This is a genomic window from Planctomycetaceae bacterium (genome assembly GCA_041398785.1).
Classification (GTDB): Bacteria; Planctomycetota; Planctomycetia; order Planctomycetales; family Planctomycetaceae; genus JAWKUA01.
The window spans coordinates 84,795-95,656 of sequence record JAWKUA010000004.1 but is presented as its reverse complement, the minus strand read 5'-3'; the positions used below and the strand labels follow the sequence as shown (position 1 = coordinate 95,656).

Here is a 10,862-nt window from a genome sequence, read left to right as displayed (position 1 = left end):
AGGCGGAATCAGAGTCAAGCCACGCTCCTTCTGCAAGGCAACTGCACGGCCAGAGCAACATGTTCCCGCCGGAAGACTGTGTTTCCGGCACTTCTCTGCGCACGTGCCTTCGACGCCACTTACTGACACGTTCACCGCTGGCGGTTTCGAAGGCTCAACCGCCGGTCCGGGAGAATGCGTCCACGCCGTTCGTTGCGGGTGCCTGATGTTGATCTGTGATCGTGCTGTGGAAACCTGTTAATCTGTCGTGCGGACTGCGGAAAGGCACTGGGTTCTCGTCACCGGCTTCAACCGGCGAAGCATTGTCCGGAAGAAACTGCTCCGCGGTGCGATCGCCAGGCCGTTCAATCACTGCCACATGGAATTTTCAGAAACTTGGAATTTCAGAACCACGGAACTTCGAAGTGATGGAACTCCCGAGCGTAAAGCCAACCCGACAGAAGCCGCGCCTGCGAACTCCGATGCCTGAACCAAACGTCGTGACCGATGCTCCTGACAACACAGCCGCTGTTGATCCTTCGCAGCCTGTCGTGTTCTTTGATGGAGTCTGCGGGCTGTGCAATCGGACCGTGAACTTCCTGCTGGCCCGTGATACCCGGCGACGCCTGAAGTTCGCGCCGCTGCAGGGCTCCACGGCACGCGCGGTTCTGCCGGCCGACGTTCGCAGTTCACTGGATACGCTCGTCCTGGCACATCGCGGACGGCTGTTCTATCGATCGACGGCTGTGGTCCGAACACTGATGTTGCTGACGGGAGTCTGGCACGTCGTCGGCTGGCTGTTGTGGCTCATTCCGTCGCCGCTGCGAAACGCTGGCTACCGCATGGTGTCTGCGCTTCGTTATCGAATCTGGGGCAGAACCGAAGCCTGCCGTCTGCCAACACCCGAAGAACGCAGCCAGTTCCTCGAATAGACACAGGCCACGTCCGAGTGCCGACGAAGCGGTGCGTCTCACGCTGCACCGCGGAACTCGCGCCGCAGCGTCCGCACAAGAACCAACGGCGACACAACGCTCCGTGCAGTCAGTTCCGGAATACGACAAAGTCCGCCGGGTTGGCTGACGTCGGAAAAGCGCGCATGAGAGCACGGCAGCGAGCCATTTCGGCGCGCGGGAGACCGAACATTCCACAAATGCTCACGTGACTGTGACGCAGCAGCGGATGTTCGTCAGCACCGCCATCCAGCCACAGACGGCCAGCGTGGTATGACAATTGCTCCCTGAACCAGGAACTCCTGTTGTATCGGGACGAATCATCATGCGAGACGACATACTTCGAAGCGATCTCAGCCAATTCGTGCAGGAACATGAACACCTGGCATCAAGGATCGGTGAGTTGCGAACGTGGATCGGCGAAGTGAGCGAACTCGGCATACCGCGCTTCGGCGAAATGGGGGACCGTTTGCGGCCACTGCATCACGAACTTCGCAGTCACTTCGAGCACGAAGAAAAGCAGGGCTACCTGTCGGATGCCTTGACGGTGGCGCCGGACCTCGCGAACAGCACGCAGGGACTGGTGCTGGAACATTCACAACTGCTGAAGCAACTGGATGTCCTGGTTGATCGCCTTCATCAGTCCGAGCCGCCATTCGACAGTTGGCAGCAGGCATGCGCCGAACTGGACACAGTGCTGGATTTGCTGAATCAACATGAAACCCAGGAACTTTCAATTCTGGCGGCAGCGGTAAACCACCAGGACGGCTGCGACGGCAGGTAGCAGGTCACTCAAGTACCGGAGTTGTGTCCGATGTCATCGGCATCGATGCCGACGAGTCGCGATTCCGCAGGTTCAACAGAATGGCCAGTCTGATCACCACACTGCGATGGATCGCCCGCCTCTGGAGCGTCGCCAGCCTGCTGCTGCTGGCCGCAATGGTCCTCGGTGAAGGAGACCCCGGCGCCGCGCGGCTTTCACCCGGTGAAGTGATTGGCCTGGTGTTCTTTCCGGCCGGAATTGTGGTCGGCCTGCTGCTGGGGTTTCGGAAAGAGAGACTTGGCGGACTGATCTGCCTGGCAAGTCTTGCCGGCTTCTATGTCTGGCACATCAGCACGTCCGGAATACTGCCTCGCGGTCCCTATTTCGCACTCTTTGCCGCTCCCGGCGCGTTGTTCCTGGCCTGTTCCATGCTGAATACTACGCGTCTGCACGGCTCGCGATCAGATACGCCGAACGATGGTGCCTGACGTTTGCAGGGCCAGCTTCCGGAATCACAGCTTTCCAGCCATTAGCCGTCTCCTGCTGGACTATGTCGACGCGTGTGACAGTTCGTCGGCAACATTGATAGACTATCGCACATTGTCCAACGGCGAGCTGCAGGGCTGCGAACAAACCGCGACGACGCCGGCCCGGTCAATGCACCGAGGCGAAGGCGGAAACGTCCGCGAGCCGTGTGTTCTCCCGCAGCGAAGCTTCGACATCACCCTGCCAACGGAATTCCCGCGATGACTGAACTGCTCCGAAGATGTCGTCCGACGTTGACATGTTGCGTGTCTCTCGTCGTCGCCGTGTCCGCGATGTCCGCCATCGGTGCGGAACCGTCCATTCGCGACCGGCGCGTGCTGTACAACTTCGACGGAGATTCGTGCCTGTGGACGAAAGCGAACAGCAAGGGCCCCGTCGCCCTGACCGTCGACGACGTAAAACATCTGATCGAAGAAGTCGCCTACGAAGGCAGTCGCGTCGACACGATTCTGGTCTGCATTGACGCGCAGGTGATGTACTACCCGACCAAAGTCGGCACGATGCGGGGGACTCTTTCGACGGACGAAGAGCGAGAGTCCTGGCCCGATTCGGAAAAACAGCGGTTCGAGAACATGAAGAACTTCTTCGACGCCGGCCACGATCCCTACGCGATCATGCTTGAAGAAGCAAAGCGGCGTGGCCTGGAAGCCCTGCTGACGTTTCGCATGAACGATGACCACGGCAACGACTTTCTGCAAACCAGGTTTCTGAAGGATCACCCGGAGTGGCGGCTGGGAACAGAACGCTACCGCGGCGCAGGAGCACTGGATTTCGGTCGCGAAGAAGTTCGCGAGTACGTGTTTCGTCTGCTGGAAGAAGCCGTGCGACGCTATGACAGCGATGGCCTGGAACTGGACTTCAACCGCTTTCCGGCATTCTTCAAAAGCGGCACAACCGACGAACGTGTGGCGATGATGAATTCACTCGTCAGGCGTGTTCGTGACATGCTGGACGAAGTCGGCCGGGAGCGGGGACGTCGGCTGATTCTGTCGGTGCGAGTACCGTCGAACTACGGTCGCACGCCGCCAACACCGCAAACCGCGCGCGAAATCGGCTGCGACGTTCCGGCATGGGCCGCCAGCGGCTGGGTCGATTTTGTCACGGTGTCCGAATTCCTGTTCGAACGCGGTGACCTGCCGATCGGCGAATGGAAACAGGCCATCACAAACGTTCCCGTCTACGGCGGCATCGAATGCACGCGCGGCAGCGGTCAGGACAATCTCACCGGCGACGAATACCAATCCGCGTCTGACAACCTGATCGAACAGGGAGCGGACGGCGTCTATCTGTTCAACTTCTTCACCTCGCGAGAACGGGGCAAAGACGCCAGCGAACCGCCGTTCGAGGTGCTCAGCCGCCTTTCGGTGGCCGCCAGCGAGTAAGCTCAGCGCCACATGATTGAAGCGCCCGGACTGTGAATGGAATCGCGCGTCGGGAAGCTCACGGCTGCGGCAGATCGCCGGCATTTGCGAAATCGTGTGCGGCGACCTTCTGCTGGACCAGGTCCAGCACGTCGCGAGCACGCCCGCCGGCGATTTCGACAAATTGTTCGTACACAGGCTGACTGGCGCTGCGAAACTGCATTCGCTGCTCGTCCGACAGACCTTCAACGATTGTCAGGTCCGGCCGCTTGTCGCGAATCATCTGCAGACGCTCCCGATTGTACGTCTGCTGAACCTGCAGGATGTATTCGTTCAGTTCGTCGGCAACCTCTTCAATCAGCCGGGACTGTTCTGGCGGCAGCGATTCGAAGAACTCGCGATTGGTGACGGTCGTCGTGATGAATGGCGCGTGATACGGAAAGATCATGTAATCGGTGACTTCGTGGAAACTCATTTCCTGAATTGCGAAGACCGGGTTTTCCTGACCTTCGATCATGTTCAACTGCAGCGCGCTGTAGACCTCGGAATACGGCAGCGGTGTCGCGCTGGCTCCGTACGCGTTGTACGCGGCCAGCAGCAGTGGCGACGTCATCACACGAAACTTCATTCCGCGAAAGTCGCTCGGTGCCGCCACCGGCGTCTTCGTGGTCCATACCTGCCAGCCTTCTGACCAGATTGACAGCAACTGCAGATTTCGGGCGGCGTAGAGTTCCTGAAACACGCGGCTCAGGTCCGGATCGTCGTTCAGCAGCTGGTTGTTGAACTGCTCATCATCGGAAAACAGGAAATGCAGCAGGAAGACCTGGACCTCGGGAATCAATTTTCCCAGATGGCCGGGTGAGGCCATCGCGAACTGCACAACATTCATGTCGACCAGTTCCGTGATCTGGTCGGAGGTTCCCAGTGTTCCGTACGGATAGACGGTCACACGAATGGCGCCGTCGGAACGTTGCTCAATCAGTTCGCGAAATCGTTCGGCGTATGCGTGCTGAACGCTGCCGACCGGCTCTTCGATCGCGAATCGCCAGTGAATCGTCGCACCGCGCGGCTCTGAACCGGCCGTCTCACACCCGGCCGGCATCATCGCCAGCGCCAGAATCGTCAAATGCAATCGCATGAAACTGTCCTTCGTGATCGTCACGTGACAAGGCCGCGGGAGGGCCATCGGTGAAGCCGCGGCGTAAAGGCATCGCGCTGGCGCGTCGCCGGCTATTCAAAGGCAAGGTCGCGCAGAAACAGGCTGACCTGTGGTACTCCGATCAGAATCACGGCAACCAGCAACAGGATGGCGATAAACGGCGGAGTGCCGCGAATGACTTCCAGATACGGTCTTCGAAACACAGCGATCGCCGTGAAGATGTCGCAGCCGAACGGCGGTGTCGCGGACCCGATCGCTACCTGCAGCGTCACCACAATGCCAACCAGCACCGGATCGATATGGGCCGCCGTGGCCACGGGATGAAAGATCGGTGTCAGAATCAGGATCACAACAATCGGGTCGACAAACATGCAGGCGACGAAGTAAGCCGCGGCAATTGTCAGCATGATCCGCCAGTAACCGGAGTCAGCGCTGAGTCCCAGCCAGTCACTGATCAGAACCTGCGGCAGTTCCGCGAACGAAATCGCCCACGAAAACGCGGCACCGGCTCCGACCAGCACAAACACGACGGCCGTAACGGTTCCCGTCGAAAGCGCGATTTCGGGCAGGTCTCGAAGCCGGAGTTCCCGAAAAATGCCAACTTCCAGCACCAGCGCGTACAACACCGAAACCGCTGCGGCTTCCGTCGGACTGAAGATCCCCGCGTAGATACCGCCGATGACGATCAGCGGAAATCCCAGCGGCAGCAAAGCCGCCCGCAGCGCAGCGATTCGTTCTGAACCAGACGCGGCCGGCTGCGGTTCGATCTGCATACGGTTCGATGCATGGCGGCAATAGAGGCTGAACAGCAGCAGAATCAGCAGTCCCGGACCAATCCCGGCGATAAACAACTCACCGATGGATGTCCCGGAGACAACCCCGTAGACAATCATGCCGATGCTGGGAGGAATCAGCAGGGCGATGTCACTCGCGTTAATGATCAGAGCAATCGTGAAGTCATCCGGATAGCCGGAACGCAGCAGCCGCGGGCGCAGCGGGCCTCCGATCGCGACGACTGTGGCCTGAGTCGACCCGGACATGGCTCCGAACAGAGTGCAACTGACCGCCGAAGCAATCGGCAGTCCCCCGCGCAAATGGCCGACGCACGAAGTCACCAGGTCCAGCAGGCGATTTGCCGAATGTCCGCGGGTCATGATGTCGGCCGCCAGGATGAACATCGGCACGGCAATCAGCGCCGCCGGTTTGATGCCGCCAATCATCTGCTGCACGACAACCGCAGGGGTGACATCCGGATGAAACACCAGCAACAGCGCCAGTGCGGCCGTGATCAGCGGAACCTTCATCGGAAAGCCCAGCATCAGCAGCAGCAACATCACCAGCGCAATAACAAACAATTCCATAACAACCGTCGATTCCCAATTCCCTGCGGAAGAACCCGGTGCCGGCCGCATTCATGCTCACCGCGCGAATGTGCGCCGCGCAGCTGCGCGACTCAAGGCGGCCGCGCGGCGTTCAGACTTCGCCGACAACCGGTTCTTCGTACTCGTCAGCGACTTCATACGACAGGTACACGCCCGGCGAAGTCACATTGCGAACCACGGCCAGCGCGTACTGAACCGCGGACAGAATCAGCCCCAGCGGGACCACCAGATAGACCAGATGCAGCGGCACTCGCAGCACCGGCGAAACGGATTCCAGAAACCGCACCGTGGCGATGTATTCCAGCGAACACCACGCAAGGACTGACAACAACGCCGCCGTCATCAGCGAGCTGATGACGATCAGAAGTTTGCGATACCGCGGCGAAAGTTGATCGCAGATCGCCGTCATGCGGATATGCCGGCCTCGACCCGCCGCGTAACTGAGTCCGACAAACGTAACCACGATGATCAGAAACTGCGAGAGCTCGCCGGTGAACGCCAGGCTGTCACCCGACACGGCTCGAGTCGCGACGTTGGCGATCGTCAGTCCGGCGATCAGCAGCACTGACCACGCCAGCAGGATTTCTTCGGTTCGACGGACGATCTGAAAACAACGCTGCATCGCCGTATCCTGTTCTGTCTCGAAGTACTCCCTCATGCAGGGAGGCTTCCGGTGTCCGGCGGGTTCGAACGCCACGACCAGTCTGTCGCGGCGTCGGTTCGACTTGTCCACGCACAGTCACGCGAAAATCACACGACTTCACACGTGAACGGAACACGTTTGCAATGTCCGCGGCCTGCGTCGCATGCCGCGAACGCGGAATCGGATGCGCTCACTCGCGCGAATTCAACAGCTTCTCAGAGTTCTCAGAGAAACATCAGGATTCACATAAACCGTTACTGAAACGTCAGTTGGAATCAGTCGGCCGGATCGAAATGGAAAGCAATCCGCGAATCGGGGTTGAGATCTGAGTCTGCACCAATATGGTAGTCGGAACAGCAACCGTTCTTCCTGCACGTTAGCAGAACGGCCGACTCGATGCGACCGCCTGCGAAATCAATGCACGACGCAATGAGCAGGATACCCACTTCGGCGAGTGATAGTTTCGTGAGTTCCGCGGCTACGAGTGAGCCAGCAACAGTCCAGTTCCGGCAGCCATGCGTTACTGACGCGAGCGCCATTCTTCGGCTGGTGCGCGAATCCGGAATCCTGGACTGCAACTCCCTCTATCTGTATCTGCTGCTGTGCAGAAACTTCGCTGCCACGTGCGCGGTGGCCGAACGCAGCAGTCAGATTGTCGGCTTCGTGACGGCCTTTCGATTGCCGGATCGCAGCGATACTTTGTTCGTCTGGCAACTTGGAGTCGCCCGCAGTGCTCAGCGACAGGGAATCGCCGGCGGACTTCTGGACTTCCTGCTGCCCCCTCTCATTCGCAGCGGAATTCGCTACGTCGAAGCAACCATCAGCGAATCCAATATCGCCTCTCGCCGGACGTTTGACGCTTTGGCAAATCGGTTTGGCACGGTGTTGAAGCCAACTGATGGATTCCCGGCCGAATGTTTTCCATCGGCGGAAGGTGCTCACGAAGCAGAACCCGGAATTCGAATCGGGCCCTTTACGCTGACTCAGCCGGATGCCGCTCGCGCGTCGGCCATGCGGTCGGCACGTCCACGGCAAACCAATAAACCGTCCGAAGTCAGGGAAGGCGACACCTTCGCGTGCGAAGAGCAGGCTCAGTCCTGTGCGGGCGGCGTTCCGGATTGATACCCGTCAGCGCTGCCGCGGTATTGCACAGCGACACGCGCCGCAACGTCGCGAACGTCCGGACGATTGCGGCAGTCTGCAGCCGGCGGCGGGCGATTTGACTTTCACCTTCAACAACCAGCAACTTTTCATTCAGACGATACTTCAGGAGCAGGACGACATGACGGACATCTTCGAACGACGCGAATCGGAAGTCAGAGGCTACTGCCGCAGTTTTCCGACAGTCTTCCAGACGGCATCGGGTTCCTGGCTGGTGGACGAAGACGGGCAGGAATTCATCGACTTCTTCGCCGGAGCCGGCGCGCTGAACTACGGGCACAACCATCCTGTCCTGAAGATGGAATTGCTGCAATACCTGAAATGCAACGGCGTGATGCATTCGCTGGACATGTACACGTCGGCCAAACGCGACTTTCTGAGTTCGTTTGAAAAGATCATCCTGCAGCCTCGCGACATGGACTACAAGGTGATGTTTCCGGGGCCGACCGGAACCAATGCGGTCGAAGCGGCTTTGAAGCTGGCTCGCAAATTCACCGGTCGGCACAACGTGGTTTCATTCACCAACGGATTCCACGGGATGACTCTGGGGTCACTGGCGCTGACGGGCAATGGCAGCAAACGAGCCGGAGCGGGAGTACCGCTGAATAACGTGACTCACTTTCCCTACTGCGGATACCACGGCACTGACGCTGATACGATCAGCTCGCTGGAACGCTTTCTGGAAGATTCCAGCAGCGGTCTGGATCTGCCGGCGGCTTTCATCGTGGAAACACTTCAGGCGGAAGGCGGCGTCAATGTCGCATCACGCACCTGGCTGCGGCAACTCGCTGAAGTGGCAGCGAGGTTTGGTGTGCTGCTGATCGTCGACGATATTCAGGTTGGCTGCGGCCGCACCGGTCCGTTCTTCAGCTTCGAAAGTTTCGACATCCAGCCGGATATCGTGTGCCTGTCGAAGTCACTCTCCGGTTTCGGACTGCCGCTGGCCGTGACGCTGATGAAACCCGAACTGGATGTCTTTGACCCCGGAGAACACAACGGCACGTTCCGCGGACACAACGCGGCCTTCGTCACTGCCCGCGCGGCGCTGGAGACCTTCTGGGTCGGCGATTCCATGACGCAGGCGGTTCTGAGCAACGCAGCGATCATTCGCGACTGTCTGCTGAATCTGGCGGATGAACACGATGCTGACGCTCGCGGTCGCGGCATGATCCAGGGGGTTGAGTTTCCGGATTCCGATCTGGCCTCGCTGATTTCCCGTGAAGCATTTCGTCGCGGCCTGATCGTCGAAACATCCGGACCCGCGGATGAAGTGCTGAAACTGCTGCCCCCGCTGAACATTTCCGAGGACGACCTGAACGCCGGATTGGACATCATCCGTGAATCCGTCGCCGCCGTTTCGTCTCGCGATCTGGTTGCATCCGGGAAATAGCTGATCCGCGACCCAGCGCATGCCCGTCCCCGAGACGCGCGAGTTCCGTTTCCTCACCTGCATCCATCCAACGCCCCGGAGCCCTGACTGAAATGATTGTACGTACCCTGGAAGACGTCCTGCTGACCGAGCGGGAAGTCGAAACCGAAAACTGGTCAAGCTGTCGACTGCTGCTGAAGCGCGACGGCATGGGTTTCTCGCTGCACGACACAACGCTGAAGGCCGGAACAACAACCTGCATGAAGTACACCAACCACCTGGAAGCCGTGTACTGCATTGAAGGTACCGGAAAACTGCGCGATCTCGACAACGATCAGGAATACGCGATCAAACCCGGCACCATGTACGCGCTTTCCGAACATGAACAGCACGAGTTGCACGCCGTCACACAATTGCGAATGGTGTGCGTCTTCAATCCGCCAGTGGTCGGGACCGAAACGCACGACGAAAACGGAGCCTATCCGCTCGTCGAATGACCGAATCCTGACACGTCCCGCGCCGCTGCTTTCACCTTACCGACTACAAAGCCCCGCAGTGATTGACAACTTCGCTGCCCGAATAACAGGATGCCGCCATGACTGCCGTCGAATCGCAATCCGCCGAATTCAAGACTTCCAACTCTCTCACTGATCCTTACGCATCGCGGTACGGCAACACGATGGAGATCGCTGACCGCGCCGACCCCGTTGTCTGGGGTTCGTCCCGATCCGAACTGCCGGCCGAGTTTGTGGAAGCCTACGACCGCGACGGCTTTGTCGTGCTGCCGGACGTGTTCGCCGACGACGAAGTGCAGCGGATGCTGAACGAAGCCAGGGAACTCGTGCAGCACTGGCCCGACGGCCAGCCGGGGCTGGTTCGCGAACCCGACAGCCGCGTCGTCCGTTCCGTCTTCCGCCTGCACCAACTCAGCGAACTGATGAATTCCGTGTTTTCAGATGCCCGCATTCTGGGACCTGTTCGCCGGCTGCTTGGTTCCGACGTTTACATTCACCAGTCACGAATCAACTACAAGCCGGCCCTCGACGGTCGCGAATTCTTCTGGCATTCGGACTTTGAAACCTGGCACGTCGAAGATGGCATGCCGCGGATGCGGGCCATCAGCATGTCACTGATGCTGACCGACAGTCATGAGTTCAACGGACCGCTGATGCTGATTCCGGGATCTCACCGGCGTTATGTGCGCTGTCCCGGATTGACGCCCGAAAACCACTTCGAACATTCGCTGCGCCGGCAGCAATATGGTGTCCCGCCGGTGGAAGCGCTTGAGGAACTTGTTGACGCCGGTGGCATTGTCGCTCCGAAGGGCACAGCGGGGTCCGTGATCCTGTTTGACTGCAACACGATGCACGGTTCGGCAGGCAACCTCAGCCCGTCACCGCGAACGAACCTGTTTGCGGTGTACAACAGCGTCGAAAACCACCTGACCCACCCCTTCAGCGGCCAGCCCCCGCGCCCGGAATATCTCGCCGAGCGAGACATTTCAGAAGCCGACATCCTGTCCTGAGATCCTGTTCGCGGCGCCGGTATC

The 10,862-nt window shown here is 59.4% G+C and carries 11 protein-coding genes; 8 read left to right on the top strand and 3 right to left on the bottom strand.

Annotation, left to right across the window (positions count from 1 at the left end; translation table 11 throughout):
- Nucleotides 1-461 precede the first annotated feature (461 nt).
- From R3C19_05980 to R3C19_05965, 4 genes are all read left to right on the top strand, one after another.
- Nucleotides 462-911 (top strand): DCC1-like thiol-disulfide oxidoreductase family protein, encoded by a 450-nt coding sequence (locus tag R3C19_05980; GenBank protein MEZ6059892.1) that lies wholly within the window; start codon nt 462-464, stop codon nt 909-911.
- 343 nt (nt 912-1,254) lie between these two features.
- Entirely contained in the window at nt 1,255-1,713 is a 459-nt protein-coding gene (locus R3C19_05975) for a hemerythrin domain-containing protein (GenBank protein MEZ6059891.1), read from the top strand.
- 23 nt (nt 1,714-1,736) lie between these two features.
- Entirely contained in the window at nt 1,737-2,180 is a 444-nt protein-coding gene (locus tag R3C19_05970) for a hypothetical protein (protein ID MEZ6059890.1), read from the top strand.
- Nucleotides 2,181-2,438: 258 nt separating this feature from the next.
- Entirely contained in the window at nt 2,439-3,620 is a 1,182-nt protein-coding gene (locus tag R3C19_05965; GenBank protein ID MEZ6059889.1) for a family 10 glycosylhydrolase, read from the top strand.
- Between the two features lie 58 nt (nt 3,621-3,678).
- On the opposite strand, the gene R3C19_05960 is transcribed toward R3C19_05965, so the two are convergent.
- The 3 genes from R3C19_05960 to R3C19_05950 all read right to left on the bottom strand — a co-directional run bounded on the left by R3C19_05960 (nt 3,679) and on the right by R3C19_05950 (nt 6,798).
- Nucleotides 3,679-4,737 (bottom strand): DctP family TRAP transporter solute-binding subunit, encoded by a 1,059-nt coding sequence (locus R3C19_05960; protein ID MEZ6059888.1) that lies wholly within the window; start codon nt 4,735-4,737, stop codon nt 3,679-3,681.
- A 92-nt stretch (nt 4,738-4,829) separates the two neighbouring features.
- Nucleotides 4,830-6,119: a TRAP transporter large permease gene (locus R3C19_05955; GenBank protein ID MEZ6059887.1), complete on the bottom strand. Its 1,290-nt coding sequence runs from the start codon at nt 6,117-6,119 to the stop codon at nt 4,830-4,832.
- Nucleotides 6,120-6,231: 112 nt separating this feature from the next.
- The gene (locus tag R3C19_05950) at nt 6,232-6,798 is read right to left on the bottom strand and encodes a TRAP transporter small permease (protein MEZ6059886.1); all 567 of its coding nucleotides are present in this window, start codon (nt 6,796-6,798) and stop codon (nt 6,232-6,234) included.
- A gap of 450 nt (nt 6,799-7,248) precedes the next feature.
- On the opposite strand from R3C19_05950, the gene ectA reads away from it, so the two are divergent.
- The 4 genes from ectA (at nt 7,249) to R3C19_05930 (ending at nt 10,838) form a co-directional block, all read left to right on the top strand.
- On the top strand, nt 7,249-7,905 hold the full coding sequence (gene ectA / locus R3C19_05945; GenBank protein ID MEZ6059885.1) for a diaminobutyrate acetyltransferase: 657 nt from the start codon (nt 7,249-7,251) through the stop codon (nt 7,903-7,905).
- A gap of 160 nt (nt 7,906-8,065) precedes the next feature.
- Nucleotides 8,066-9,334, top strand: coding sequence for a diaminobutyrate--2-oxoglutarate transaminase (ectB, locus tag R3C19_05940; protein MEZ6059884.1), 1,269 nt, complete (start codon nt 8,066-8,068; stop codon nt 9,332-9,334).
- Between the two features lie 92 nt (nt 9,335-9,426).
- Nucleotides 9,427-9,810: an ectoine synthase gene (locus R3C19_05935; protein MEZ6059883.1), complete on the top strand. Its 384-nt coding sequence runs from the start codon at nt 9,427-9,429 to the stop codon at nt 9,808-9,810.
- Nucleotides 9,811-9,908: 98 nt separating this feature from the next.
- On the top strand, nt 9,909-10,838 hold the full coding sequence (locus tag R3C19_05930) for a phytanoyl-CoA dioxygenase family protein (protein ID MEZ6059882.1): 930 nt from the start codon (nt 9,909-9,911) through the stop codon (nt 10,836-10,838).
- Nucleotides 10,839-10,862: the final 24 nt, after the last annotated feature.

Coding starts and splice junctions, on each gene's coding strand:
- R3C19_05975 (MEZ6059891.1), top strand. CDS start 1,255: ATGCGAGACGACATACTTCGAAGCGATCTCAGCCAATTCGTGCAGGAA.
- R3C19_05960 (MEZ6059888.1), bottom strand. CDS start 4,737: ATGCGATTGCATTTGACGATTCTGGCGCTGGCGATGATGCCGGCCGGG.
- R3C19_05950 (MEZ6059886.1), bottom strand. CDS start 6,798: ATGAGGGAGTACTTCGAGACAGAACAGGATACGGCGATGCAGCGTTGT.
- R3C19_05965 (MEZ6059889.1), top strand. CDS start 2,439: ATGACTGAACTGCTCCGAAGATGTCGTCCGACGTTGACATGTTGCGTG.
- R3C19_05955 (MEZ6059887.1), bottom strand. CDS start 6,119: ATGGAATTGTTTGTTATTGCGCTGGTGATGTTGCTGCTGCTGATGCTG.
- R3C19_05935 (MEZ6059883.1), top strand. CDS start 9,427: ATGATTGTACGTACCCTGGAAGACGTCCTGCTGACCGAGCGGGAAGTC.
- ectB (MEZ6059884.1), top strand. CDS start 8,066: ATGACGGACATCTTCGAACGACGCGAATCGGAAGTCAGAGGCTACTGC.
- R3C19_05930 (MEZ6059882.1), top strand. CDS start 9,909: ATGACTGCCGTCGAATCGCAATCCGCCGAATTCAAGACTTCCAACTCT.
- R3C19_05980 (MEZ6059892.1), top strand. CDS start 462: ATGCCTGAACCAAACGTCGTGACCGATGCTCCTGACAACACAGCCGCT.